Below are 26,260 nucleotides of genomic sequence, written 5' to 3'. Positions count from 1 at the left end.
GAAAATTATATTTAACGACGACGATATTTATCGAAATCATCATTATAGTCATGTTCAAATTGTTCATATCTACGCATATCTTTTTCGAGTCGTTTTTTCTTTCTTTCACGTCTCCAATTACGAGTGAAATACCATAATAAGAAACTAATAATTAAACTGATTATTGCCATAAAAGCAGCAAATCCTAATAACGGTTGATATGTAATATCTTGAAAGTTAGGGATTAAGAATGCCAACACACCTAAAACCACAAATGAAATTACTGCCGCAATAAACCATCTATGTAATACTAAAGTGCAAAACACTGTTAGTATGATGACCGCTAATATAGTAATCCATAGGAAATTGGGCATATCAAAAATTGTCATATACGAATTCTCCTTATTTAAAATAACACTATTTTTATTATACTATTTTCTAACTAACAACTAAACCTACTATAGTAGTATATCTCATTAATAACACTTTTAATTAAAGTTTGATTTTCCTATCTGAATCAACTGCGTAAGAAAAATAACTAATGTATAATATGACGTATATTAACAAACAGGGAGTGAAACATATTGTCTCAAGGCTTACCTAATAGAAAAGATGTATCAAGTTCAGAAATCTGGGATTTAAAAGACTTATTCCAAAATGATGATGCCTTTTACGAAACGTTAGAAGAAATAATGGCTTCAACTATAGATTTTAATAAACGATTTGCTGGTCAACTAACAAACTATCAAATTGCTGAAAAAGCATTACATGAGTATGAGACTCTATTAATACAATTAGATCGTCTAGGAAACTATTCAGAATTACGTCTAAGTGTAGATACTAGTGATGAAAAAGCACAACAATTAAATGCGAAATTAAATACTTCATATGGTAAAATCGCAAGTCAGCTATCATTTTTAGAATCGGAAATATTAGATTTAGATGATGATGAATTACAACACTTACTAGCTGAAACACAATATCCACACTATATTCAACAACTCATTCAGCGTAAACCATATCAACTAGATCCTAAAGTAGAACAAACTTTAGCTAGTTTATCCCCTACTATTAATCAACCTTATGATTTATATGGTACGACAAAAATGCTAGATATCGCATTTGAATCGTTTGAACATGAAAATGTAGATTATCCAATGGATTACGCAACATTTGAAAATGAATATGAAGATCATGCTGATGCAGAATTCAGAAAGAAAAGTTTCAAATCATTTAGTGATGCTATTAAACGATATCAACATACAACTGCAGCAACTTATAATATGCAAGTTCAACAAGAAAAAATTGAAGCAGATTTAAGAGGCTATGATTCTGTTATTGATTATCTGTTACAAGAACAAGAAGTGACACGAGACATGTTTGATAGACAAATTGATGTAATTATGAGTGATTTAGCACCAGTAATGCAAAAATATGCCAAATTATTACAACGTGTTCATGGTTTAGATAAAATGCGATTTGAAGATTTGAAAATTTCAATAGATCCTACTTATGAACCAGATATTTCAATAGAAGAATCTAAAAAATATATTTATGGTGCATTAAATGTGTTGGGTGATGATTATACTTCAATGCTTGAATCTGCTTATCAGAATCGTTGGATAGATTTTGCTCAAAATAAAGGTAAAGATACTGGCGCTTTTTGTGCTAGTCCATATTTTACACATTCATATGTCTTTATTTCTTGGACGGGTAAAATGGCTGAAACATTTGTATTAGCACATGAATTAGGACACGCTGGACATTTTACATTAGCACAAACACATCAAAATTTCTTAGAATCTGAAGCGTCTATGTATTTTGTAGAGGCCCCGTCTACTATGAATGAAATGTTGATGGCCAATTATTTATTTAACCATAGTGATGACCCGCGTTTTAAACGTTGGGTGATTGGCTCAATTTTATCACGTACTTATTATCATAATATGGTGACACACTTACTTGAAGCGGCATATCAACGGGGAGTTTATAAAAAAGTAGATAATGGAGAATCTCTAACTGCTCCAGTACTAAATGATATTATGTTAAATGTTTACCAAACATTTTTCGGTGACGCAGTTGAAATGACTGATGGTGCTGAGTTAACTTGGATGAGACAACCACATTATTATATGGGATTATATTCATATACTTATTCTGCAGGTTTAACAATAGGTACGGTTGTTTCTCAAAAAATTAAAAATGAAGGTCAACCAGCAGTCGATGCTTGGTTAAATACGTTAAAATCAGGTGGCAGTTTATCTCCTGTTGAATTAGCTAAACAAGCAGGTGTAGATATTACAACTGAAGCGCCATTAAAAGATACTATTCGCTATATTTCTGAATTAGTAGATGAAGCAATTGCATTAACTGATGAGATTGAAGGTCAATCAAAATAACTATAAAAATATCCCCTCAAATGAAAGAATCACCATTCATTTGAGGGGATATTTTTATAGTTATTTGTTAATTTGGATTATATAGGTAGATTAATGTGATGTTTCATAACGGTTACCAGTTAAGAAGTAATATACACTTTCAGCAATATTACTAATATGGTCCCCTACACGTTCTAAGTTTCTAGCGGCTAAATGAGCTTGTCCAGCAACGAAAGGATCATTATCAATTAAGTAAGTAGTATTAACGATATTGATATATAAGTCATCAATATCTTGATCGCGTTCGATAATTTCTTTAATCAAAGTAATATCTTCATTTTTAACAGCTGTATTTAAATCTTCAAGCATTAACATAGCAAGTTTACCCATTGTTTTTAATCTAGTTAATACATAATGGTCAGTTATTTTGACTCGAAGTCTAATATGAGCGATATTAGCTGCATTGTCTCCCATTCGCTCTAAATCTGTAGAAATTTTTAATGCTGACATCATCATTCTCAAATCTGTAGCTATTGGTTGCTGTTTTGTAATCAACATAATCACTTTTTCATTAATTTCATGATCTAGATGATTGATTTCTTTATCTTTTTGAATAGTTTCTCTGGCAAATGTTCTCTTCTCTTCACTTAACGACACTAAGGCATTCTCAATATTAAAATAAACACGAAGACCTAGTCGGCGTAAATCTTTGATTAAGCCTTCTAGTTGATCTTCGTATTTTTGTCTAATAACTGCCATCTATTATCCGAATCGTCCTGAAATATAATCTTCAGTTTGCTTATCTGCAGGATTTGAGAAAATTTTGTCAGTGTCGTCATATTCATTAATATAACCATTTAAGAAGAAAGCAGTTTTATCAGAAACACGCGCTGCTTGTTGCATGTTATGTGTAACCATAATAATTGAATAATTTTCTTTTAATTCTTGAACTAATTCTTCTATTTTTAAAGTAGAGATTGGGTCTAATGCTGATGTAGGTTCGTCCATTAAAATAACATCAGGTTCAATCGCTAAACATCTAGCGATACAAACACGTTGTTGTTGACCACCTGATAAACCATACGCATTCATGTGTAATCTGTCTTTTAATTCATCCCAAATAGCAGCACCACGTAGTGATTTTTCAACAATTTCGTCTAAAACTTTTTTGTTTTTAATACCATGAGTTTTTGGCCCGTAAGTAATATTGTCATAAATTGATTTTGGGAATGGATTTGGTTGTTGGAATACCATACCTACATTAGTTCTTAATTTCTCTTTTGAATATTTAGCATCAAATATGTTTTGATCGCGGTATAAAATTTTACCAGCTGTTTTTACAGAAGGTACAAGTTCTACCATACGGTTTAATGCTTTAATATAAGTTGATTTACCACAACCTGATGGTCCAATAATAGCAGTGACGTTATTTTCAAGAATATCTAAATTGATATTTTGAAGTGCATGGTTATCGCCATACCATAAATCTAAATTTTGAGTAGAATATACTACTTTTCTTTCGCTATCTGAAATTGAATCTTTTTTATCATCTGTAGTTACAATTGTAGCAACGCTTTGCCCTGAATTGCTTTTTAGTTCATTTAATTTCTTGTTTTCTTCGACTTGTTTGTTACCCATAGTATAAAACTCCTTCTAAATAATTAAGTTGAAATAAGTCTACTTAATAATCAATATCCATTTCCCAATGTTAAGATTTCGTTTCTCTTTAAAATTTCTTGCTAAATTTATTACGGAAGAATATTGCTAAACCGTTCATTAATAATAAGATAACTAATAATACGATAATGCCTGCTGACGCAACATTTTGGAATTCTTCTTGAGGCATTTTAGCCCAGTTATAAATTTGTATTGGCAATGCTTGGAATTGATCCATGATGCCGCTTGGTAAACGTAATAGAATTGTTGGAATACCAATCAAAATTAAAGGCGCTGTTTCGCCTAATGCACGAGATAAAGCTAAGATAAATCCAGTTAAAATACCTGGTAATGCAGCCGGTAAAACGACTTTGTAAATCGTTTGCCATTTATTTGCACCTAAACCATATGACGCTTCTCGTACTGAATTGGGTACCGCGCGAATAGCTTCTTGTGATGCTACGATAATGACAGGTAAGATTAATAAAGACATTGTTAATGCACCAGCTAAAATTGATTTGCCAAGAGATAATGACTCGATTCCCATACCACGTACGAATAATGTAAGTCCTAATAAACCGAATACTACTGAAGGTACCCCGGCTAAGTTAGAAATACAAACTTTCACAAAGTCTGTAAATGGATTTTTACGAGCATATTCTTCAAGATAAATTGCTGTACCGACACCTAAAATAATTGAAATTGGAATGATAGTAATCATTAACCATAATGTTCCCACTAAAGCACCTTTAACACCGGCCATAGATGGTGTAGATGAAGAAAAGTTAGTGAAGAATGAAGGTGTTAAATGACCAGCACCTTTGATTAATGTATCTATTAATAATGCTGCTAATACGATTAATCCTATTAATGTACAAGCTAAGAATATACCTTTAAATACTTTATTCTTCGTCATACGACTAGAAATATTTTTTTCGACTTTATTTTGATCGACTAATGTTTTGTTATGATTTGCTACGTTAGTAGTTGTTGTAGACATTTTAATACTCCTCTCTGAAACGTTTAGAAATCCATTGTGATAGTAAGTTCATAGCTAATGTGAAAATAAATAGCGTGAATCCTACCGCATAGATACTGTAGTAAACGTCTGATCCGAAAGTAGCATCTCCTGTAGCAACTTGAACAATATAACCAGTCATTGTTTGGATTGACCCAGTTAGGTTTAATGAAGCTGTAGGTGTACTACCAGCTGCTAGAGATACGATCATTGTTTCTCCAATTGCTCTTGAAATAGCTAAGACAATTGATGCTAAAATACCTGAAGCTGCTGCAGGTAAAACAACTTTTATAGCAACTTCTAATTTTGTAGCACCTAACCCTAATGCACCTTCACGAATTTTGTTTGGAACTGATGCCATTGCATCTTCACTCATACTTGTAATAAGTGGGATAATCATTACCCCTACTACTAATCCAGGACTAATTGAGTTAAAACTACCTAAGTCAGGAAATATAGATCTTAAAATCGGTGTAACAAATGTTAATGCGAAGAAACCGAACACGATAGTTGGTATACCTGCTAACACCTCAAGTACTGGTTTAATAATGCGTCTAGCTCTATCTGAAGCATATTCACTTAAATAAATAGCTGCGCCTAATCCAATTGGAACTGCGAATAAAGCTGCAATAATTGTGATTTTAAGTGTTCCAATGATTAATGCCCAAATACCATATGAAGGTTTAGCTGAGAACGGGTTCCAATCTGTAGAAAATAAAAATTCTGTGATTGATACACGTGTAAAGAAAGTGATTGTTTCAGTTAGTAATGTAAATAAAATCCCTAAAGTTACTAAAATTGAAATTGCTGAAATGATAGCTAAAATGATTGGCACTATTTTATCGCTCATGCCACCCTTTTTGGCATTGTTTTTAGCAATCATTTCTCTAATGTTTGTATTTGAAACCATATGAAAACCTCTCTTCTTAAATCTCCCAATTATAAAAAAAGAGTGGGAATATTTCAGGTTGATAAGAGTAAAGACTCATGATATTTATGTGCTAACCTGAAAAGAAAATCATACAAAGTGGCTGAATTAACCCACTTTGTATTGATTTTCGTTGTATTCCCAAACTCTATTGTTAATTATTTATCTTCTTTTTTATCAGAGTCTTTGCTGTTTTTCTTAATGTAATCTTTTAATTCTTTAAGTTCATCTTTGTAATCTTTCTTAGGAAGTGCTACATAACCAGCATCTTCTGCAGATTTACCTTCATCTTTAAGTGTGAATTTCATGAATTCCTGGAAAGCTTTGTTTTCTTTTAATGATTTTTCTTTAGCGTAGATGAATAATGGTCTACTTAAAGCATAAGAGTTATCTTGGATTGTTTTCTTAGTTGGTTTAGTATCTTTGCCCTTATCATCTTTGACTTTAACTTCTTTTAATTTGTCTTTATTTTGTTGATAGAAGTTATAACCAAAGTAACCAATACCTTGTTCGTTCTTTTGAACTGATTGTACGATGACGTTAGTGTCAGCATTTTTCTCAGCTTTAATATCGCCTTTATCCATTACTTCTTCAGTAAAGAAGTCGAATGTACCATGTGATTGGTCTGGAGAGAACGCTTTGATTTTTTTATCAGGCCATTTAGAGTTAACGTCTTTCCAAGTTTTAGCTTTTCCAGAGTAAATATCTTTAAGTTGGTCTTTAGATAATGATTTTACGAAGTCATTATCTTTGTTTACTGTTACTGTTACACCATCTTGAGCAATTTTATATTCTTTGTATTTAATACCTTTGTCTTCTAATTTTTTCTTTTCTTCATCTTTAATAGGTCTTGAAGCATTTGAGAAATCTGTTTCTCCTGAAATGAATTTCTCGAATCCGCCACCTGTTCCTGAAGTACCAGAAGATACTGTAGCGTCAGGATAATCTTTAGCGAATTTTTCGTTTAATTTTTCAATGATAGGACCGACTGTTGAAGATCCGTCACCTTTTACTTCACCACTTACATCTTTACCTTCGCCTGAACCGCCGTTACCGCCGCCACATGCGCCTAAAAGTACTGAAGCTCCTAATACAGTCGTACCGACTAATTGCCACTTTTTCATTGAAACATCCTCCTAATATAAATAACCCAAATGTTATATGTATTTCTTACAGTTCTAATATTAACGAATCATTGTTAATTAAAAACTATGTTAATGTAAATGTTTTGTTAAGTTTAGATTTAGTTATGTTAAGTTATTAGAAATTCTTATATATATCAGCTTTTTAGACTTTAATCGTATTGAGATTATTCAAAGATTTAGGAGAAATTCAGTAGAAGAGGAAATATTAAAGTAAGTATTGTTAACATAAAAATAGCGTTGATTGAAATATGAGTTTCAATCAACGCTATACATAGTTGTTATTAAATTAATTTTACCTTTTTAATAGAAGAAACAAGATTTTGCATTAATTATCTTGGTTGTTTTCAGTGCGAGACCAACCTTTTTTAGTTAAACTAATTTTACCTGTTTCAATATTGATGATTTTTTGTTTATATAAATGTCCGATAGCACGTTTAAATGAACCTTTACTCATGTTAAACACTTCTTTAATGGCTTCTGGACTTGATTTATCCCAAAATGGTAATTCACCGTCGTATTCAACTAATAAATCAAAAATGACTTGTCCATCATCGTCTAGTCGTTCATGTGCTAATGGCAAGAATGAACCATTTAGCTCACCTTGTTCATTATGGCCAATGATACGTACTTTAACTAACTCACCTAGTCTAGGTTCAGCTTTACGTTCTGATTCATGTACGAAGACTTTGTAGCCTTCCGTACTTAATAAGAAACTACCTACACGTAAGACACGATAAGGTCTAGCTTCTAACATTTCATTTTGCTTACTATCATCATGAACTGGCGTGTACATATTATCTACAATACCTTCACTTGCTAAACGAGCAAACATTTGATTTTCTCTATCGATTCTTAGAGTAACAAGTAGTTTGTCACCAGCTTCTGGCCATAGTGTTTTAACTTTTGGTAAATCTTCCCATGGTATCAATACTTCTCTTGGTAAACCTACATCAACACGTGCACCATCACGGTCTACTTTTAATACTTTTGCAAAATCGTATTTATCTTTAGTGATATCAGGCATATTTTGTGTTGCAAATAATTCTCCTGATCTATTTGGATAGATAAAGAAACTATATTCTTCACCTACTTGTAATTCATCTTCTTCATTTACTTCTGATTGATTCAGTTTAACTTGTTCTCCGTTTGGTCCTTTTAACATATAAGTCGAACCTTGTAAGCCGGTAACTTCAAGAAATTCAATTGAACCTACGATATCTTTTTCTAGTGCCATTATATTCTCCTTCGAGTCATTTATTCTTTTATAGTATAACATGAGCGGAGTAATCTATCATTACAAGTTGTAGGTGGTCGAAAGTATCTTAATAATATGATATAATTCTTCCGTTAGAATAACGATATAAAAAGGAGCAAATGCATGTTACAAGTAACTGATGTAAGTTTACGTTTTGGCGATCGTAAACTATTTGAAGATGTAAATATTAAATTTACTGATGGTAATTGCTATGGATTAATTGGAGCGAATGGTGCAGGTAAATCTACTTTCTTAAAAATATTATCTGGTGAGTTAGATTCACAAACTGGTCATGTATCACTAGGTAAAGATGAAAGATTAGCAATTTTAAAACAGGACCACTTTGCATATGAAGACGAACGTGTACTTGATGTAGTTATTAAAGGTCACGAACGTTTATATGAAGTAATGAAAGAAAAAGATGAAATTTATATGAAACCAGATTTCAGTGATGAAGATGGAATTCGTGCTGCTGAACTTGAAGGCGAATTTGCTGAGATGAATGGTTGGAACGCAGAAGCAGATGCTGCAAACTTACTATCTGGTTTAGGTATTGACGCATCTTTACAAGACAAAAAGATGTCTGAACTTGAAAATAATCAAAAAGTAAAAGTATTATTAGCGCAAAGTTTATTTGGCGATCCAGATGTACTATTACTAGATGAGCCTACCAATGGTTTAGATATTCCAGCTATTAGTTGGTTAGAAGATTTCTTAATTAATTTTGAAAATACAGTCATCGTAGTATCACATGACCGTCACTTCTTAAATAATGTATGTACACATATTGCAGATTTAGACTTTGGTAAAATTAAAGTTTATGTTGGTAACTATGATTTCTGGTATCAATCAAGTCAATTAGCTCAAAAAATGGCACAAGAACAAAATAAGAAAAAAGAAGAAAAAATTAAAGAACTTCAAGATTTCGTGGCACGTTTCTCTGCAAATGCTTCTAAATCCAAACAAGCAACAAGTCGTAAAAAACAATTAGAAAAAATTGAATTAGATGATATTCAACCATCATCTAGACGTTATCCATATGTGAAATTCACTCCAGAAAGAGAAATTGGTAATGACTTGTTAAGTGTTCAAAATCTTTCTAAAACAATTGACGGTGAAAAAGTATTAGATAATATTTCATTTACGATGAACCCTAACGATAAAGCTATTTTAATTGGAGATAGTGAAATTGCTAAAACTACCCTACTTAAAATTTTAGCTGGTGAAATGGAACCAGACGAAGGTTCATATAAATGGGGTGTTACAACTTCATTAAGTTACTTCCCTAAAGATAACTCTGAATACTTTGATGGTGTAAACATGAATCTTGTTGATTGGTTACGTCAATATGCACCAGAAGATGAACAGACTGAAACGTTCTTACGTGGTTTCTTAGGGCGTATGTTGTTTAGTGGTGAAGAAGTTAAGAAAAAAGCAAGCGTGTTATCAGGTGGAGAGAAAGTACGTTGTATGTTAAGTAAAATGATGCTTTCAAGTGCGAATGTATTATTATTAGATGAACCAACTAACCATTTAGACTTAGAAAGTATTACTGCAGTCAATGATGGATTAAAATCATTTAAAGGTTCACTTATTTTTACGTCATATGACTTTGAATTCATTAACACTATTGCTAACCGTGTGATTGATTTAAATCCACAGGGTTCTGTTTCAAAAGAAATTCCTTATGAAGAGTACTTACAAGAAATTGGAGTATTACAATAGAATAAATGATTATTTTTCCTTAAGTGAATGTTGATGTCACTTAAGGGTTTTTTTATGGGATTTTAGTCCCCTATTTTATTAAGATCTTAAACAAACGATTGCACAAACGATACTAAGCATTAAAATGCTATAAGGTTTTAAGGAATACAAAAGTTTTAATCAAACTTTTGCATAAAAGCCACTAATCTTTGTTAAAAGAAAGTGGCTTTAAAATTTTCTGTTTATTTGAAAAAATCGCAATTATCGGTTTACAGTCACATGTCAGATATGTATAATAAAAACATATCAATTGAATAAGATTTTGATGAGGCGCATTAAACATGAGTAAATATTAGATTACTGTCTGCTAACAGCTAATATTGAAAGGGGGCAATGCCGAAACGAATGATAATAGCAGATATCATTTGTTGGACTTTTTGGTTAAGAGCTAAGAGTTTGTCATTATTTGATAATAATGGAGTGCATCACTTGTACATAAATGTAGAACAAGTCGCATTCCAGACTTGTTCTTTTTTTATTGAATAGGTGGGCCTCCCTACTAACTGAGGAGGACAAATTTTGAATAGAAGTGTTTTGAAATTTGGCGGATCTTCCGTCAGCGATTTTACAAAGATTAAAAATATAGCAAACATGTTAAAAGATCGAGTTGAACAAGATGAACAACTGATTGTTGTAGTGAGTGCTATGGGTAAAACTACAGATCAATTGATGGAAAATGTATCATCCTTAACGTCAACTCCAAAAGAGCAAGAACTTGCCCTACTTTTAACAACTGGAGAGCAACAAACAGTTTCGTATTTGTCTATGGTGCTAAACGATATTGGTGTTAGTGCTAAAGCTATGACTGGATACCAAGCTGGAATTAAAACAATTGGACATCACTTAAAAAGTAAAATTGCTGAAATTAACCCTTCAACCTTCACTGATGCATTTGAGCAACATAATGTACTTGTGATTGCTGGTTTTCAAGGAATTAATGAGAACCATGAATTAACTACATTAGGTCGAGGTGGCTCTGATACTACAGCAGTGGCATTAGCAGCTAGCAATAACATACCTTGCGAAATCTATACAGATGTAGATGGTGTATATGCCACAGATCCTCGAATTTTAAGTCATGCTAAACGTTTAGAGTATGTATCTTATGAAGAGATGATGGAAATGAGTGCACTTGGTGCTGGCGTGCTTGAGACGCGCAGTGTTGAATTGGCTAAAAATTACAATATTCCACTATATTTAGGAAGAACTTTATCAAATGTGAAAGGAACATGGATTATGTCTAGAAGTGATTTATTAGAGAAAAAAGCAGTAACTGGGGTCGCATTAGATAAACACATGATGCATGTTACAATCACATATCCCCTACCAGATAATCGTTTATTAACACAATTATTCACTGAATTAGAAGAAGGCTCAGTTAACGTGGATATGATTTCCCAAATCGTTAACCATGAAGGATTACAATTATCATTTAGTATTAAAGACACAGATGTACATCAAATCTCACAAATTTTAGAACAGTTAGCAGTTAATTTTGAAGCTCTTGATTATAAAATTAACGAAGCTTATGTCAAAATTTCTTTAATTGGTTCTGGTATGAGAGATATGTCAGGTGTTGCATCTAAAGCATTTATAACTTTAATTAATGCTAAAATCCCCTTCTACCAAACAACCACATCAGAAATTAGTATTTCTTATGTCATTGATGCTGAAAATGGTGAAAAAGCTGTCGAAGAACTATACGGTGCTTTTGATATATAATTGATTTAACTTAATTTTTCACAATATTAATAATATTGAAAACGGAGTGACTTACACATGACAAAATTAGCAGTAGTTGGCGCAACAGGATTAGTAGGAACAAAAATGTTAGAAACATTAGATAGAAAAGCAATTCCCTTTGACGAATTAGTGTTATTTTCTTCAGCACGTTCTGCTGGTCAAAATATAGATTTTCAAGGACAAACATATACAGTACAAGAATTAACTGAAGAAGCAGCAAGTGAACATTTTGACTATGTATTAATGAGTGCAGGTGGTGGTACAAGTGAACATTTCGCCCCACTGTTTGAACAAGCTGGTGCTATAGTGATTGATAATTCTAGTCAATGGCGTATGGCAGAAGATGTAGATTTAGTAGTTCCAGAAGTTAATGAACCTAAGTTCACTAGAGGAATCATTGCAAATCCAAACTGTTCTACAATTCAATCAGTTGTACCTTTAAAAGTATTACAAGAAGCATTTGGTTTAAAACGTGTTGCTTATACAACATATCAAGCGGTTTCAGGATCTGGTATTAAGGGTAAGAGAGATTTATCTGAGGGCGCCAATGGTAAAGAACCTGTAGCTTATCCTCACCCTATTTATAATAATGTGTTACCACACATTGATGTATTTTTAGAAAATGGTTATACAAAAGAAGAGCAAAAAATGATTGATGAAACACGTAAGATTTTAAATGATAAAGATTTAAAAGTAACTGCTACATGTGTTCGTGTACCTGTTCAAGATAGTCATAGCGTGGAAATGGATGTCACATTCGATCAAGATACAACTGTAGAAGAAATTCAAGCTCTATTTGACAAAGATGATCGAGTAGTTCTTGTAGATAATCCAGCTAATAATGAATATCCACTTGCAATACATTCTACTGGTAAAGACGAAGTGTTTGTAGGTCGTATTCGTAGAGACGATTCTTTAGACAATACATTCCATGTATGGTGTACATCAGATAATTTATTGAAAGGTGCAGCATTAAACGCAGTTCAAGTTTTAGAACAAGTTTTAAAATTGAAAGGAGTTCTTTAATATGACACACATGTTTAAAGGCGTAGGTGTAGCATTAACTACACCATTCGTAAATAACGAGGTAGATTATGATGCTTTAAGAAGTCACGTTTCATTTTTATTAGAAAATAATGCTCAAGCAATTATTGTAAATGGTACTACGGCTGAAAGCCCTACTTTAAATGACGATGAAAAGGAACATGTATTAGAAACTGTAGTAAATTTAGTGAATAAACAAGTACCTGTAATTGCAGGTACTGGCACAAATAATACTGAAAAATCAATTCAAGCATCTGTTCGAGCTAGACAATTAGGCGCTGATGCAGTCATGTTAATTACACCTTATTATAATAAAACGAATCAACGCGGTTTAGTACAACATTTTGAAACAATTGCAAATGCGGTTGAATTACCAGTTGTATTATATAATGTGCCTTCTCGTACAAATATGACGATTGAACCAGAGACAGTTGAAACGTTAAGTAAAAATCAATATATTGTTGCACTTAAAGATGCTACAAATGATTTTGATTACTTTGAAGAAGTTAAAAAACGAGTTAATCAAGACGAATTTGCAATTTATAGTGGTAACGATGACAATGTAGTTGATTTCTATGAACGTGGTGGTAATGGCGTTATATCAGTAATTGCTAATGTTATTCCAAAAGAATTCCAACATTTATATGATGCTAAACAAAACGGGGACGATATCACTAAAGCGTTCGAGCCAATTGGACAATTGTTAGATGCTCTATCTGTAGATGTTAATCCTATACCAATCAAAGCATTAACTGCTCATGAAGGCTTTGGAAGCTATGAACTACGCTTACCTCTTCTACCATTAGAAGAAAATGATCGTAAAAAATTAGTACAAGCTTATGAAACATTTAAAGCAGGTGAAAAATAATGAAAATTCTTTTAATTGGTTATGGGGCTATGAACCAACGAGTTGCTAGATTAGCTGAAGAAAAAGGCCATGAAATTGTAGGCGTTATCGAACACACACCGAAAGATTCAACACTTTATCAACAATACGAACACATTGCTGACGCAAAAGATGCCGATGTTGCGATAGATTTTTCTAATCCTAATTTATTATTCCCATTATTAGAAGAATCGTTCAAATTACCATTAGTTATCGCAACTACTGGTGAAAAAGAAAAATTAGTTGAAAAACTAGAAGATTTAGGGAAAAACATGCCAGTATTTTTCAGTGCGAATATGAGTTATGGCATACACGCGCTTACCAAAATTCTAGAAGCGGCTGTTCCCCTATTACAAGATTTTGATATTGAACTTACCGAGGCGCATCACAATAAAAAAGTCGATGCCCCTAGTGGTACGTTAGTTAAACTATATGATGTCATTGAAGGATTACGTGAAAAAACAACGCCTGTATATGATCGTCATGATAAATCAGAAAAACGAACACCTGATGAAATAGGTATTCATGCAGTTCGTGGAGGTACAATTGTCGGAGAACATGATGTATTATTCGCTGGTACTGATGAAACAATTACTATTTCACATAAAGCACAATCAAAAGATATCTTTGCCAATGGAGCAATTGGCGCTGCTGAAAAATTAATTCACAAAGACAAAGGTTTTTATACTTTCGATAATTTATAATTCAACTGAAGGAGCGAAATTATGGTACAACATTTATCAGCCCAAGAAATAATTCAATATATTAGTGATGCAAAAAAATCAACACCATTAAAAGTTTATGTTAACGGTAATTTTGACAATGTAACTTTCCCTGAATCGTTTAAAGTATTTGGTTCAGATAATTCTAAAGTGATTTTTGTAGAAGCAGACGAATGGAAACCATTCTATGAACAACATCAAGGTCAATTTGAAGATGTTGAGATTGAAATGGACCGTCGTAATTCTGCGATTCCCTTAAAAGATTTAACTAATACGAATGCTAGAATTGAACCCGGTGCCTTTATTCGTGAACAAGCGATTATTGAAGATGGTGCTGTCGTAATGATGGGCGCTACGATTAATATCGGTGCAGTTGTTGGCGAAGGTACTATGGTAGATATGAATGCAACTTTAGGGGGGCGTGCTACTACAGGTAAAAATGTACATGTTGGTGCAGGTGCAGTATTAGCAGGTGTTATTGAACCACCTAGCGCATCACCAGTTGTCATCGAAGATAATGTTTTAATCGGAGCAAATGCAGTTATTTTAGAAGGTGTACGTGTCGGTGAAGGTGCAATTGTTGCAGCTGGCGCTATTGTGACACAAGATGTTCCTGCAGGTGCAGTTGTTGCAGGTACACCTGCTAAAGTGATTAAACAGACTTCTGAAGTTGAAGATTCTAAACGTGAGATTGTGTCTGCATTAAGAAAATTAAACGATTAATATATCGTAAATGAAAGTAAGTTGAAACGAAGACGTGGTTGAGCAGTTTAAAGAAGTAGATTTCAAACTTCTTGAGAACAGATAGCTCCCCACCCTTTCGTTTCGACTTTTTATTATCATTAAATATGATAACGTCATTAGGGAATTTTTAGAGAAAGGAATGATTTTGATGAATGAATTAGAATTTGTAACTACTCATAGAAGACATTTACATCAACATCCTGAATTAAGTTTACATGAATACGAAACAACTGAATATATCACTCAATTTTTAAATGAACTAGGTGTAACATATGAACGCCCACTAGAAACAGGTGCTATCGCCTATTTAAAAGGTAATAGTAATCATACGATTGCATATAGAGCAGATATTGATGCTTTACCGATTTTTGAAGAAAATGATGTAGACTATCGAAGTCAAAATGATAATGTGATGCATGCTTGTGGACACGATGGACATACAACTGCCCTGATGTTGTTTGTACAACGTTGTAAAGCAATGGCTGATCAAGGTACCCTTCCTCATAATGTTGTGTTTATTTTCCAACCTGCTGAAGAAACAGGTGGCGGTGCACATCGTCTTATTAATGCCAAAGCCTTTGATCAATATCCTATTGAAGCAGTATTTGGTATCCATGTAAATCCATTCTCAGATGAAGGCACAGTAGTAATCAGAGATGAAGAAATTACTGCTAGTGCGACTGAATATCGCTTTTATTTAAAAGGTTTATCTAGCCATGTTGCAGATAAAGAACAAGGCTATTCTTGTGGTGAAGCATTACATCACGTGTTAACGCAAGTTGGTCAAATTCAACAATATCATTTAAATGGTTTAAAACGTAATATCGTACATATGGGACATTTTGAAGCTGGTGAAGCGATTAATACAGTACCAAGTCATGGTTATCTAGAAGGAACTATTCGTACATATGATGCTGATGATTTAACTATTGTTAAAAATCAAATGCAAAAAATAGCTGACAGTGTCAAATTGTTATTTAACGTAGATTGTGAAGTGAAATTTGAAGAAGGATACCCTGCTACGATTAATAATCCTAAATTACGTAAACCTGTAGAACAAGCACTTAAAGATGCTCATTTAGAAGTGATTGAAAAGCCTACTCCATTTTTATTTGGCGAAGATTTTAGTTTTTATGGTCAATTATTAGCACCAGCATATTTTGTTTTTGTAGGTACACGAAATACAGATAAAGGCTATGTAACAGGATTACATACATCTCATTTAAATTTTGATGAAAAGGTATTAATTGATGTAGCCAATTATTATGAACATTTATTACTAAATTACAAAGAGGTGTAACTATTGACAGCAATTTGGTCAGTCGATTCAGAAGCATTTTTGGATAATGCAAAGAAAGTTAAAAATCAACAACCTATTATGGCTGTTGTTAAAAATAATGCCTATCATTATGGTTTAGAATTTGCAGTAAAGCAGTTTTTAAGTGCAGGTATTGATACATTTAGTACGACTTCTTTAAAAGAAGCTGTAAGAGTACGTGAATTAGCTCCAAATGCAACGGTATTTCTTATGAATGCAGTATATGATTTTGATACAGTGCGTGATAATCAAATTCATATGACGTTACCTTCTTTGAAATATTATTATGAGCATAAAGAAGATTTGCATGATATTCATATACATTTAGAATTTGAAAATTTGCTACATCGTTCCGGTTTTAAAACATTAACTGAAATTCAAGAAGTGTTACATGATCACCAACAAAATTCAAATCAAGATAAAATGATTATTTCAGGATTATGGACTCATTTTGGTTATGCTGATGAATTCGGTGTACCTGAATATGACCGTGAACGTGCTGCATGGTTAGAAGTATTAAATACTTTATTAAATGAAGGCTATCAGTTTGATTTCATTCACGCTCAAAATAGTGCAAGTTATTATCGTGAAGGTCAAGTCGTACTTCCCCACCATACGCACGCAAGAGTTGGTATTGCATTATATGGTTCTCGCCCATATAGTGGTTTAGGTGAAGAAGTGATTCAGCAATCATTAACTGTAAAAGCAAATGTCATACAAGTGCGTGATGTTCAGCAAGGAGACTATTGTGGCTACAGTTGGGCATTTGAAACACAGAATGATAATACGAAACTTGCGGTAGTAGATGTTGGTTATGGTGATGGTATTTTAAGAACGAGAGCACAACATGAAGCACTTATTAATGGAAAGCGCTACCCTATTCGTGCTTTAATGATGAGTCATATGTTCGTGGAAGTTGATGATAACGTACATGCACAAGATCAAGTTGTATTATATAATGAAAATATGCGCATAGACGAATACACATTTAAGGGTGTGGGAGCAAATTCTGAACAACTTAGCGCAATGAATCACGATTCTCTTATAAAGGAGTATAGATAAATATGACAGTAGAATATAACGAATACGGCGAATTAACATTAGGAGGTACAAGTCTTAAAACTGTGGCTCAAAGCTTTGGTACCCCTACCATTGTTTATGATGAAGATCAAATTCGTAATCAAATGCGTCGTTATCATCAAGCATTTCAACAAAGCGGGTTAAAATATAATATTTCATATGCTTCTAAAGCATTTACATGTATACAAATGGTTAAATTGGTTCAAGAAGAAGATTTACATTTAGATGTGGTTTCTGAAGGAGAATTATATACAGCACTTGAAGCAGGCTTTGACCCAAGTCGTATTCACTTCCATGGTAATAATAAAACAAAGCATGAAATCCGATATGCTTTAGAAAATAACATTGGCTATTTTGTTATAGATTCTTTAGAAGAAATTGATTTAATTGATCGCTATGCAAATGATACAGTACAAGTCGTATTAAGAGTCAATCCTGGTGTAGAAGCACATACACATGAATTTATCCAAACAGGTCAAGAAGATAGTAAATTTGGCCTTTCAATCCGTTATGGATTAGTTAATGAAGCGGTAGATAAAATTAAACAAACAAAACATCTTCATTTAAAAGGGTTTCACTTCCATATTGGTTCACAAATTGAAGGCACTGAAGCAATGATTGAAACAGCTAAAATTGTGTTGAACTGGTTAAATGACAACAATATTGATGTTGAACTGCTTAACCTTGGTGGTGGTTTTGGTATTAAGTATGTTGAAGGCGACGTTAGCTTCCCTATTGAAACTGGCATTGCTGAAATTACAGATGCTATTAAAGAAGAGGTTAACAAGTTAAATATGGATACACCTGAAATCGGCATTGAGCCAGGACGTTCAATCGTTGGTGAAGCTGGTATAACATTATATGAAGTAGGCACAACGAAAGTCATTCCAGGAGTTAATAAATATGTATCTATAGATGGCGGTATGAGTGATCATATTAGAACATCATTATATGATGCCGAGTATCAAGCGTTACTTGTTAATCGTCATGAAGAAGCGGATGATACTATGACAATTGCAGGTAAATTGTGCGAATCGGGAGATATTATTATTAAAAATGCTAAGCTTCCAAGTTCAGTACAACGTGGAGATTACTTAGCGATATTATCCACTGGTGCTTATCACTATTCTATGGCTTCAAATTATAACCAAATGCAAAAGCCATCAGTGTTCTTTATTAAAGATGGCAAAGCACGTGAAGTCATTAAACGTCAATCATTAAGACAACTGATTATTAATGATACAAAATAGAAAAAATTAAGGTTCAATATAAGACAACCAATTAATGATTATCTTGTATTGAACCTTTAATTTTGTATTAATACTGTAATTTTTTAAATAATGTACGAGCGATGACGTAAAAAATAATAATGTAGAGGAATGTTAGCCCTATCATCATACCTAACTGAAAATTAAAATCTTGAACATGTTCTAGTTTTATAAAAGAAACTGGTAGAACTTTAAATTTAGGTAGCATTTCTACGATTTTAGTTAATATGTATCCAATTACCATAATCATAATTGTATAAGCTGAATTAAATTTAATTGATGATAAAATTCCTAAAAATAACAAAATAATAATCGTACTGAAAATACCTACTAATGATAATATAAAGCTTTTATTCACTAATGTATCATTTAAGAATAATGAGTGTGAAGAATAGTCGTGTTTATTAACAAAGAATAGATATACGATAATGCTAGAAATGATTAATATTATTCGTGAGATAATAACTAATAATAAAATAGATAAAAATTTATAGTTAAATATCTTATCCCTATTTTGATCTTTAAATAAGATTAAGCGGCCTGATTTAATATCATCATTAAAATTTTGACCAATCATCATACCTATTAATACAATGGGTAATAAAAATTTAAGTTCTGTATCAGAAATAGCAATCAGTAATTCTGCAAACGAGACACTATTTTTTTCAGTTGATGATAATGAAACAAAATCACTATGTGTTAGTTCTGCTATAAAAATAAGTAATGGATATAAACTGATTAATAATAAGACCCAAAATGACTTTAACTTTACTGTAAATTTAAAAATTTCGTTTAACATTGTTTAATCCCCTAACTATTTAAATAATGATATATAATCTGCTTCAATATTTTTGATGTTGAGTAAAGTATTATCATTACCTATGTAATTTTGAATTAATTTCAGATTATCTTCTTGGTCAATAATTTCTATAGTATTGCCATCTATATGCGTAATAAAATCAAATTGTTGTTTGATTGATTGCATATCTTTTATTGGATTTGTATATGTAAGTAATTGTCGATTTTCAAATTGTGTAGATTTTAATTCTTTGATTTCACCATTGTTAAGGAACAAATAACGATTACATATTTGTTTTAATTCATTAATCTGATGACTAGAAATTAAAAATATAGATTGATATTTTGCAGCATATTGTTGTAAAAGTTGAATTAATTGATCAATACCTACTGGATCTAAACCAACAAACGGTTCATCTAGAACTGCTATTTTAGGTTCTGTAATTAAGCACATTGCTAAACATAGTCTTTGCTTCATACCAAATGAATAGTCTTTAACCTTCTTTTTATTGTCTTCTAAAGCAACAAAAGTTAAAATATCACTTATTTTATCGAGATATTGATTTTGATTGTTTACTTTTAAATAAAATTCTAAATTTTGACGCGCGCTATAATTAGGAAAATATACTTGATTAATCATAAAACCAAAGTCAGTAAGTATATTTTCATTTATATGTATATCTTGGTTATTGTATGAAATAGTCCCTTCAGAAGGTCGTTGCATTTTAGCAATTAATTTCATTAGAGTGGTTTTACCCGCACCATTTTTACCAATTAAACCAATAATATCGCCATTATTCATATCAAAATTAATATTATTTAAGATAGTTGTAGAACCATAAGTTTTTTTAATATTCTGTAATTTTAGCATTTAAAACCCCTCCTTTTTTTGATAAGTATTATTAAAAATAAAACGGAAGTCATAAATAAAAATATAAAAATTAATTGAGGTATAGCTATCATATTCTCATCAATAGAAATTTCAAATTGATCATTCGTTTTTTTAGAATTTAAAATATAAGAATCATAATTAGGTAAATTCATTATATAAAGACTGTATAAGATATAACATAATAAATTAAACAGACTATTTGTAATCACAAATTGATAGTGTTTGTTACAGTAAAAAATAAAAACACCCGTAATAATAGTAGGAATTAAAAGCGTTAATATTGATGCAAGGTAAACATTAATATTGAATTGAAAATAACACATTATCCGGTAAAATATTGAAATTAAAATAAAAGTAGAAAAATAATATTTCATTAATTCACCCCAAATAAGTTAATAGTAAATTATAAATCCAATGTGTAATTATACTAAAACTTAAATTTATATTATAACGAATAAAATATAATATTATACTGCTTGGAAACCTATTAATCAAATTAATTAAAAAAGGTTCATTTAGATGTAATAAAAAAGCAAATAAAATTGAACCAATTATCGATATAAGTACTATATTAAATTCCTTACTAAGTATTTTGTATATTATATGTCTAAATAAATATTCCTCTCCAATAGCTACACATAGGAAATAAAATGTTATTAAATAGTCTTTAGTAATAAATGACATAAAAATAACACATAAAAATATTAACAGACATTTGTTCACATTAATAGATAAACCTTCAACACTATTTAACTTAAAAAGTTTAATAAAAAGAATTGGTATTATTATAAAACTTATTATAAATGATAGTAGTGTACATAGTTGAAGTACAAATTCATTTTTTATTAATATAGAAAAAATGCCTATGGAAATACTTAATGAAGCAGAGGAAAATATTACTAATAAAATAGAGAATAAGATGATTTTTATCTTATTCTCTAAAGTAGGTGTATTAATTACCATTTAACACGTCTGCCTCTATAGCCAATATGAAAGCGTCCAATTGATACATGTAATAATTTGAATAAACTTTCCATTTTAATCCCTCCCTTTAGTTGTTATAATTATTGTATAATATTTATATAAAATTGTCTACATTATTATTCTTTAATATACTTCTATTCCTCAAATAAAAAACGGTTAGTGACCCTATGATCACTAACCGCTAATTTTATATAAAAACTCCAATAAAAAACACCTTACATCTTGGTAAGGTGTTAGTTAATAAAGTCAATTTTTACAATCTATTTATTATAGTTTTACAACGTTCGCAGCTTGTGGTCCGCGGTCGCCTTCAACTACTTCAAATTCAACTGATTGACCTTCTTCTAATGATTTGTAACCATCTTGGTTAATTGCTGAGAAATGTACGAATACGTCGTTTTCTCCTTCAACTTCGATGAAGCCGAATCCTTTTTCAGCGTTAAACCATTTAACTGTACCTTGTTTCATAATCTGAAACCTCCAAGACTAAAATTCATTCAATATGCGTTATTCGCATATTACAAAAAATACATGGTCTAATTAGTCATAACGATAATAGCAAATACTTTTTGCAATATGGAATAAAACTATTGCTTAATTAATATTATAGTTTAAAAATAGCAAAATTGCAATACAATTATAGGAAATTATCATTTAAACTATTTTTGGAAGATTATAATATACTTCATTATTTTTTAAAACAATAAAACTATAAAATATTTGTAAATCTTCATCACAATCTTCGCAGAAATTTAAATCACAATTATTGTAAAATGCGTACATATTATATTTTCCCATTACACAGTTATCATAATAGGCTTGGCAAGCTTTAATTAAATCTTGATATTCTTCTAACATCTCATCATATGATGAAAACTCAGATTGCTTTACGATTTTTTCTGGCCAATCTTCAAATAACCACCAACCCTCGTAGTCAGCTCTAATTTTTGCAACTGTCCACATATGTATCCCCTTCTTTGTATAATTCTATATGCTAATTTTAACTTGTTGTATAACAAAATCAAGTTTGAAGACTCATACTTTTGGCCGATACGTAGTGTAGTTATTATTAGTTTTTTTAACGTTTTATCCTTATAATGATATTAAGAGGTGATTATGGTGGAACGCAAACATATACAAGTATTCGGCACAGTTCAAGGTGTCGGTTTTAGATTTTATACACAGAAAATAGCAAATCAACATGATATTAAAGGAACAGTACAAAATGTTGATGATTATGTAGATATATATGCACAAGGAGATACAGAAAGTTTAGATCAATTTATTAATAGTGTTGTTTCAGGTGCTTCTCCTGCCTCAAATGTAACCAATTATGATATTGAAACACTTGATGTTGATGAATCATTGAAAGATTTTAAAACGATTTAAACTAATTTAAAAAGGAAGATGGCAGTTGAGATATAATATTTCAAGAATATTTGGAATGATGGTAGGTATTCCTGTAGCGATTATTGCTTGGATGATTAGTATCTTTGGATTAGATCTGTCATTTATCATAGATGCTGTTATTGGTTTGGGTGGGTTTATAGTGTCATACTTCCCTACCCAACGGCTAACATCACGGAAGTATTTAAATGAAATAGGTTTAACTAGAAGAGAATATAGATATGTTAGAGGTCAATTGAATCAAGCGCAGGCTAAAATTCGAATGATTTTAAAATCATTTATTAATATTCGATCTATTAAAGACTTCAGACAAGTAAATGATATCTATAGAATATCTCACTCTATTTATATGAGTGTGAAACAACGTCCAGGTATGTTTTTTAAAGTAGAAGGATTTTTCTATTCACATATAGATAATGCTTTGAATTTAGTGGATTCGTATACTAGATTAACGAAAATGCCTAAGAAATCACATGAAGAAAAGCAAAAGTTAGAACAAACGCGTATTACTCTTGATGAGGTTAAACGCACATTAGTAGCAGACTTAAAGCAATTAAATGAAGAAGATTATGAACGATTAGATGTCGAAATGGAATTAAACAAATTAGAGCAACAACGTAGACAAAAATAATATAGAAAGGAGCATTAATGGCTATGTCAAATGAACTAGAACGTGAGGCCTCACATCCTCTTGATCAGTATATTAATAATCAAACTGGGCAATCAAATACAGTTGTCGAAGATTTTGAACATCAATTTACTGAGAAAGACCAACAAAAAATCAATCAAATTAGCGAGCAAATTAAACCACTAGATCATGATGGCTTATTATCATTTGGTACTAATTTACAACAAAATATGTCTCAATTCTCTCATCAAATGTTAGATGATGTTCAATCCAAAGACATGGGACCTGTCGGTGACTCATTAAATCAATTGATGAGTAAATTAAAATCAGTTAATCCAAATGATTTAGACCCAAGCAAACAATCTAAATTAAAACGTATCTTTAGAAGAACTCAAGCCTCAATTAATGAAATATTTTCCAAAATGCAATCTGTTAGTTCTCAAATTGATCGTATAACAATTCAGTTGGAAAAGCATAAAGGTAATTTAACAAAAGATATCGATTTATTAGATGGATTATATGACCAAAACAAACAATATTTTGATGAAGTAACGGTATATATTGCAGCTGCTCAACGTAAAAAACAAGAGATACGACAAACAACGATTCCCAATTTACAACATAAAGCAGAACAATCAGGTAATCAAATGGATATACAAGCAGTTGCAGATATGGAACAATTTGTAGATAGATTAGAAAAAAGAATTTATGATTTACAACTTTCAAGACAAATTGCAATACAAACTGCCCCACAAATCCGTATGATTCAAAATGTTAATCAGGCCTTAGCTGAAAAAATTCAAAGTTCGATTTTAACAAGTATTCCACTTTGGAAAAATCAAATGGCTATTGCCCTAACGCTCATGCGACAAAGAAATGCAGTATCTGCACAACGCGCAGTCACAGATACTACGAACGATCTACTAACTCAAAATGCAGCGATGTTAAAACAAAATGCTATTGAAACAGCCACAGAAAATGAACGTGGTGTTGTAGATATTGAAACATTAAAACAAACTCAAAGTGATATTATTGATACAATCGAGCAAACATTGCAAATTCAGCATGATGGTCGACAAAAACGACAAGCTGCCGAAAAAGAACTATCAGGCTTAGAAAATGATTTAAAACAACATCTATTATCAATGAGAAAAGAATAGCACAAAGCATGATAAATAAAGAAGCCAGTAAAATGAGTTTTAAAATGACTCATTTTACTGGCTATTTTTCTATGATTTATTCTTTTTGATACACGATAGGTTGTTGTTTAATAAATGCACCGATAATATATGCAATAATTGTTGTAATAACAGCAATTGGGAACCATTCTAATGAATAATCTTTTAACCAAAGATAATCCATAAAGTTAAGTTTTAACCACCCTTGTGTGTGAATTACACTTAAAATCGATACGATTGCAACTACTATTACAGTAATTTGTTGTGTAATTGGCTTTGTTGGAATAAATCTAGCTAATAATATTAATAAAACTACTGTAATCGCTACTGGATAGATAACACTAAGAACGGGTTGTGACATTGTAATCACTGCATTTAAACCTTGATTAGCAATAATGAAGCTAACAATTGTAAAGAACACAACATATGTCTTATAAGATATTTTAGGAATAATTCGATGGAAATATTCACTAACAGCTACAATTAATCCACATGCCGTTGTTAAGCAAGCTAATGCAACAATAATACCTAATAAATACTTACCAAATGTTCCGAAACCTGTTGATGCCATAGTAGTTAATAAATATGTACCTACATTTTGGTCTTTCGCGGCTAATGCTTTTAATTTTGCATCTGAGACATCGATATGATTTCCGATAAATCCAAGTGATATATAAATAAAAACTAATGCTACAGCTGCTATTAATCCAGCAATTAACGTTTGTTTGAAAATTTTATCTGCGTGATTAACACCAGTGGCTTTTATCGCATTAACTACAATCATAGAAAATGCTATTGCAGCAATAGCATCCATAGTTAAGTAACCTTGTGTAAAGCCTTGTGAAAAACTACCGATATTATTGTTAAACAGTTCTGTTTTCCCATGACTTGAAGAATGACTACTAAAATCAATAAACCCTTTAATAATCATAGCTAATATAGTAATTAATAATAAAGGTGTTAATAATGAACCTATACGATCAACCATTTTATTAGGATTGATACATAAATATAATACGATAATGAAATATATTAACGTAAAAATAAATAATGTTAGATTACCATGTGAATGTGCAATTGGAGTTATTGTCATCTCAAATGATGTTGATGCCGTACGAGGTATGGCAAACAAAGGTCCAATAGTTAAGTAAATAACAATTAAAAAAATAATTGAAAATATAGGTGAAATTTTATTAAATGCGCCAATATAACCTTGTTTATCAAGTGCACCAACCACGACGCCAAGTAAAGGCAATCCTATCCCAGTTAATGCAAAAGCGAGAATCGCCGGCCAGAAAAAGTGTCCACTATCTAAACCTAAATTCGTTGGGAAGATTAAATTACCTGCACCAAAGAACATAGCAAATAGCATGAACCCTACAATCCATGTATTCTTATTCATAATGCTGCTCCTTTATAATTAAATATGCAACATTAAATATTCT

27 protein-coding genes and 1 riboswitch are annotated in these 26,260 nt (G+C 31.5%); of the genes, 13 read left to right on the top strand and 14 right to left on the bottom strand.

The features are described from left to right. Nucleotides 1-11: 11 nt before the first annotated feature. Complete coding sequence (locus LFT63_RS02270) at nucleotides 12-368, bottom strand: hypothetical protein (protein WP_029055375.1); 357 nt, start codon at nucleotides 366-368, stop codon at nucleotides 12-14. A 195-nt stretch (nucleotides 369-563) separates the two neighbouring features. Here LFT63_RS02270 and pepF point away from each other — a divergent pair, with 195 nt between their 5' ends. Beyond that, complete coding sequence (pepF, locus tag LFT63_RS02265) at nucleotides 564-2,378, top strand: oligoendopeptidase F (RefSeq protein WP_340767824.1); 1,815 nt, start codon at nucleotides 564-566, stop codon at nucleotides 2,376-2,378. A gap of 90 nt (nucleotides 2,379-2,468) precedes the next feature. Here pepF and phoU read toward each other — a convergent pair whose 3' ends face one another. The 6 genes from phoU to cvfB all read right to left on the bottom strand — a co-directional run bounded on the left by phoU (nucleotide 2,469) and on the right by cvfB (nucleotide 8,338). Continuing rightward, complete coding sequence (phoU, locus tag LFT63_RS02260; protein WP_017636979.1) at nucleotides 2,469-3,116, bottom strand: phosphate signaling complex protein PhoU; 648 nt, start codon at nucleotides 3,114-3,116, stop codon at nucleotides 2,469-2,471. A 3-nt stretch (nucleotides 3,117-3,119) separates the two neighbouring features. Beyond that, nucleotides 3,120-3,995, bottom strand: a complete 876-nt coding sequence (gene pstB / locus LFT63_RS02255) for a phosphate ABC transporter ATP-binding protein PstB (RefSeq protein ID WP_029055373.1) — start codon at nucleotides 3,993-3,995, stop codon at nucleotides 3,120-3,122. An 88-nt stretch (nucleotides 3,996-4,083) separates the two neighbouring features. Next, the gene (pstA, locus tag LFT63_RS02250) at nucleotides 4,084-5,013 is read right to left on the bottom strand and encodes a phosphate ABC transporter permease PstA (RefSeq protein WP_029055372.1); all 930 of its coding nucleotides are present in this window, start codon (nucleotides 5,011-5,013) and stop codon (nucleotides 4,084-4,086) included. Nucleotide 5,014: 1 nt separating this feature from the next. Beyond that, the gene (gene pstC, locus LFT63_RS02245) at nucleotides 5,015-5,941 is read right to left on the bottom strand and encodes a phosphate ABC transporter permease subunit PstC (RefSeq protein ID WP_017636976.1); all 927 of its coding nucleotides are present in this window, start codon (nucleotides 5,939-5,941) and stop codon (nucleotides 5,015-5,017) included. A gap of 176 nt (nucleotides 5,942-6,117) precedes the next feature. After that, the gene (locus LFT63_RS02240) at nucleotides 6,118-7,083 is read right to left on the bottom strand and encodes a PstS family phosphate ABC transporter substrate-binding protein (RefSeq protein ID WP_123186373.1); all 966 of its coding nucleotides are present in this window, start codon (nucleotides 7,081-7,083) and stop codon (nucleotides 6,118-6,120) included. 346 nt (nucleotides 7,084-7,429) lie between these two features. Continuing rightward, entirely contained in the window at nucleotides 7,430-8,338 is a 909-nt protein-coding gene (gene cvfB, locus LFT63_RS02235) for an RNA-binding virulence regulatory protein CvfB (protein WP_017636974.1), read from the bottom strand. A 144-nt stretch (nucleotides 8,339-8,482) separates the two neighbouring features. On the opposite strand from cvfB, the gene LFT63_RS02230 reads away from it, so the two are divergent. From LFT63_RS02230 to lysA, 9 genes are all read left to right on the top strand, one after another. After that, nucleotides 8,483-10,084, top strand: a complete 1,602-nt coding sequence (locus LFT63_RS02230) for an ABC-F family ATP-binding cassette domain-containing protein (RefSeq protein WP_017636973.1) — start codon at nucleotides 8,483-8,485, stop codon at nucleotides 10,082-10,084. A gap of 296 nt (nucleotides 10,085-10,380) precedes the next feature. Next, nucleotides 10,381-10,557: riboswitch (Lysine riboswitch) on the top strand. A gap of 82 nt (nucleotides 10,558-10,639) precedes the next feature. Then, nucleotides 10,640-11,845, top strand: coding sequence for an aspartate kinase (locus LFT63_RS02225; RefSeq protein ID WP_026083466.1), 1,206 nt, complete (start codon nucleotides 10,640-10,642; stop codon nucleotides 11,843-11,845). Nucleotides 11,846-11,902: 57 nt separating this feature from the next. Then, nucleotides 11,903-12,892 (top strand): aspartate-semialdehyde dehydrogenase, encoded by a 990-nt coding sequence (locus tag LFT63_RS02220; protein WP_029055369.1) that lies wholly within the window; start codon nucleotides 11,903-11,905, stop codon nucleotides 12,890-12,892. 1 nt (nucleotide 12,893) lies between these two features. Next, nucleotides 12,894-13,778, top strand: a complete 885-nt coding sequence (gene dapA, locus LFT63_RS02215) for a 4-hydroxy-tetrahydrodipicolinate synthase (RefSeq protein WP_117239054.1) — start codon at nucleotides 12,894-12,896, stop codon at nucleotides 13,776-13,778. Beyond that, on the top strand, nucleotides 13,778-14,500 hold the full coding sequence (gene dapB, locus LFT63_RS02210) for a 4-hydroxy-tetrahydrodipicolinate reductase (protein WP_340767823.1): 723 nt from the start codon (nucleotides 13,778-13,780) through the stop codon (nucleotides 14,498-14,500). Before dapA ends, dapB begins: the two co-directional genes overlap by 1 nt. 21 nt (nucleotides 14,501-14,521) lie before the next feature. Continuing rightward, complete coding sequence (dapD, locus tag LFT63_RS02205) at nucleotides 14,522-15,241, top strand: 2,3,4,5-tetrahydropyridine-2,6-dicarboxylate N-acetyltransferase (RefSeq protein WP_017636968.1); 720 nt, start codon at nucleotides 14,522-14,524, stop codon at nucleotides 15,239-15,241. A gap of 169 nt (nucleotides 15,242-15,410) precedes the next feature. After that, the gene (locus LFT63_RS02200) at nucleotides 15,411-16,562 is read left to right on the top strand and encodes an amidohydrolase (RefSeq protein ID WP_017636967.1); all 1,152 of its coding nucleotides are present in this window, start codon (nucleotides 15,411-15,413) and stop codon (nucleotides 16,560-16,562) included. 3 nt (nucleotides 16,563-16,565) lie between these two features. Then, nucleotides 16,566-17,642 carry an alanine racemase gene (locus LFT63_RS02195; protein ID WP_017636966.1) on the top strand — a complete coding sequence of 359 codons (1,077 nt, stop codon included), beginning with the start codon at nucleotides 16,566-16,568 and terminating at the stop codon, nucleotides 17,640-17,642. A 2-nt stretch (nucleotides 17,643-17,644) separates the two neighbouring features. Next, entirely contained in the window at nucleotides 17,645-18,910 is a 1,266-nt protein-coding gene (lysA, locus tag LFT63_RS02190; RefSeq protein WP_029055366.1) for a diaminopimelate decarboxylase, read from the top strand. A gap of 67 nt (nucleotides 18,911-18,977) precedes the next feature. On the opposite strand, the gene LFT63_RS02185 is transcribed toward lysA, so the two are convergent. The 6 genes from LFT63_RS02185 to msaA form a co-directional block, all read right to left on the bottom strand. Next, on the bottom strand, nucleotides 18,978-19,727 hold the full coding sequence (locus LFT63_RS02185; RefSeq protein WP_051522831.1) for a hypothetical protein: 750 nt from the start codon (nucleotides 19,725-19,727) through the stop codon (nucleotides 18,978-18,980). A 15-nt stretch (nucleotides 19,728-19,742) separates the two neighbouring features. After that, nucleotides 19,743-20,597 carry an ABC transporter ATP-binding protein gene (locus tag LFT63_RS02180; protein ID WP_029055364.1) on the bottom strand — a complete coding sequence of 285 codons (855 nt, stop codon included), beginning with the start codon at nucleotides 20,595-20,597 and terminating at the stop codon, nucleotides 19,743-19,745. Next, a complete protein-coding gene (locus LFT63_RS12640; RefSeq protein ID WP_445684198.1) occupies nucleotides 20,591-20,992 on the bottom strand; it encodes an Msa family membrane protein in 402 nt (133 codons plus the stop codon). Before LFT63_RS12640 ends, LFT63_RS02180 begins: the two co-directional genes overlap by 7 nt. Before the next feature lie 4 nt (nucleotides 20,993-20,996). Beyond that, nucleotides 20,997-21,302 carry a CPBP family intramembrane glutamic endopeptidase gene (locus LFT63_RS12635; RefSeq protein ID WP_186803558.1) on the bottom strand — a complete coding sequence of 102 codons (306 nt, stop codon included), beginning with the start codon at nucleotides 21,300-21,302 and terminating at the stop codon, nucleotides 20,997-20,999. Nucleotides 21,303-21,869: 567 nt separating this feature from the next. Beyond that, nucleotides 21,870-22,070, bottom strand: coding sequence for a cold shock protein CspA (gene cspA / locus LFT63_RS02175; RefSeq protein ID WP_002433901.1), 201 nt, complete (start codon nucleotides 22,068-22,070; stop codon nucleotides 21,870-21,872). A gap of 186 nt (nucleotides 22,071-22,256) precedes the next feature. Beyond that, nucleotides 22,257-22,565 (bottom strand): regulatory protein MsaA, encoded by a 309-nt coding sequence (gene msaA / locus LFT63_RS02170; RefSeq protein ID WP_017636529.1) that lies wholly within the window; start codon nucleotides 22,563-22,565, stop codon nucleotides 22,257-22,259. A 156-nt stretch (nucleotides 22,566-22,721) separates the two neighbouring features. On the opposite strand from msaA, the gene LFT63_RS02165 reads away from it, so the two are divergent. The 3 genes from LFT63_RS02165 to LFT63_RS02155 are packed head-to-tail and all read left to right on the top strand — an operon-like array spanning nucleotide 22,722 to nucleotide 24,797. Further along, nucleotides 22,722-22,991 carry an acylphosphatase gene (locus tag LFT63_RS02165; protein WP_026083438.1) on the top strand — a complete coding sequence of 90 codons (270 nt, stop codon included), beginning with the start codon at nucleotides 22,722-22,724 and terminating at the stop codon, nucleotides 22,989-22,991. A 25-nt stretch (nucleotides 22,992-23,016) separates the two neighbouring features. Then, the gene (locus LFT63_RS02160) at nucleotides 23,017-23,640 is read left to right on the top strand and encodes a 5-bromo-4-chloroindolyl phosphate hydrolysis family protein (protein WP_340767822.1); all 624 of its coding nucleotides are present in this window, start codon (nucleotides 23,017-23,019) and stop codon (nucleotides 23,638-23,640) included. A gap of 23 nt (nucleotides 23,641-23,663) precedes the next feature. Beyond that, nucleotides 23,664-24,797, top strand: coding sequence for a toxic anion resistance protein (locus LFT63_RS02155; RefSeq protein WP_029055361.1), 1,134 nt, complete (start codon nucleotides 23,664-23,666; stop codon nucleotides 24,795-24,797). Between the two features lie 76 nt (nucleotides 24,798-24,873). On the opposite strand, the gene brnQ3 is transcribed toward LFT63_RS02155, so the two are convergent. Beyond that, a complete protein-coding gene (brnQ3, locus tag LFT63_RS02150) occupies nucleotides 24,874-26,217 on the bottom strand; it encodes a branched-chain amino acid-like transporter carrier protein BrnQ3 (protein ID WP_017636525.1) in 1,344 nt (447 codons plus the stop codon). Nucleotides 26,218-26,260: the final 43 nt, after the last annotated feature.

It is taken from the genome of Staphylococcus sp. FSL H8-0121 (assembly GCF_038008425.1).
Classification (GTDB): Bacteria; Bacillota; Bacilli; order Staphylococcales; family Staphylococcaceae; genus Staphylococcus; species Staphylococcus pasteuri.
This window is presented reverse-complemented; position numbering and strand designations above follow the sequence as displayed.